This window comes from Deltaproteobacteria bacterium (assembly GCA_016875395.1).
GTDB lineage: Bacteria > Myxococcota_A > UBA9160 > UBA9160 > UBA6930 > VGRF01.
This window is the reverse complement of the sequence record VGRF01000089.1, coordinates 1-1,233: the sequence shown is the minus strand read 5'-3', so window position 1 is coordinate 1,233 and position 1,233 is coordinate 1. Positions and strand designations below refer to the sequence as shown.

General features: G+C 72.2%; 2 protein-coding genes. Both read right to left on the bottom strand.

From position 1 onward, the window contains the following. Window positions 1–698, bottom strand: a 698-nt coding sequence (locus FJ091_22280; GenBank protein ID MBM4386077.1) for a methyl-accepting chemotaxis protein, incomplete at its 3' end; no start/stop codon positions are given. A 100-nt stretch (window positions 699–798) separates the two neighbouring features. Beyond that, window positions 799–1,233, bottom strand: a 435-nt coding sequence (locus FJ091_22275; protein MBM4386076.1) for a tRNA-guanine transglycosylase, incomplete at its 5' end; no start/stop codon positions are given.

Genomic DNA, 1,233 nt, shown 5'->3' with positions numbered 1-1,233 from the left:
GTGAGGCGCGCGGCGTCCTCCACGTGCGAGCTCACTTCGTGGATCGCGCGGTCCATCTCGATCATCGCGGCGGCGGACTCCTCGGCCATGCCCTGTACCGAGTCCGCGCTGTCCGCCACCTGGCGGATGCTCGCCGTCATCTCGTGCACGGTGGAGGCGGTCGCGTTCGACGCGTCGTGCAGCCGACTCGCGCCGAAGCTCACGCGCTCGATGGATTCGTTCATCTGCTCGATCGACGTGCTCGCACCCGACACCGAGCCCGCGAGCCGTTCGACCTCGTCGTTGATGCCGCGGATCGAGCTGTTGATGTGCGCGAAGAACGAAGCGGTCTCTTCGAGCGCTTCCTCGATCTCGCGGCCGCCCTCGCGCGCGCGCTCCCGCGTGTGCTGGCTGCGCTCCGCGTGCTCGGCTGCCTCGGCGCGGGCTTCGAGCAGCTCGCTCTCGAGAGCCGCGATGCGGGACTGCGCCGCGGGATCCGGCGCCGCGCTTGCGGCGGCCACTGCGTTGGCGCGCGACAGCGCGAAGTGCGCGAGCAGGAAGCTTCCGCCGGCGAACGCGGCCGAGACGGCGAGCCCCGGCAGCCCGAGCGAGAACGTCGCGACGTCGGCGAGCAGCGCCGCGGCGGCGCAGCCCAGCGCAGGGACGGCCGGCGGAAGTGTGCTGGCCGGCGCGCTGCGCGGAGTGAACTCGTCGTGCATGCGGCCCTCGCTCACGCCGGAGAATCGGCGCGGCCCGCGAAACGCTTGAGAGAACAGTCCGCTGGCGCGCGCGCTGCGTTCCGCTGCTTGCTCGCGTGTTTCAGTCCACGCGCCGCGCGACGCGGCCCAAGATCTCGCCGCGGAAGGCGGGCAGGGCGCCGGCGCTGATCGCGACGCGCGCGCCCGCGAGGAGGCGCATGTAGAAGCGCAGGTTGTGCAGCGTCGCGAGCCGCGCGCCGAGCGCTTCGCCGGCTTGGAAGAGGTGCCGCAGATACGCGCGGCTGAAGCGCGCGCAGGCGCGGCAATCGCAGCGCGGATCGATCGCTGCGAAGTCCTCGCGGTAGCGCGCGTTGCGAATCGCGAGCACGCCTTCGGACGTGTAGAGCAGCCCGTGGCGGGCGTGGCGAGTGGGCACGACGCAGTCGAACAGGTCGACCCCGAGGGCGATCGCGTTGACGATGTCCTCGGGCTTGCCGAGACCCATCAGGTATCGCGGCGGCGCGGCGGGGAGCTCGGCTTGCGTCTCGGCCACCAG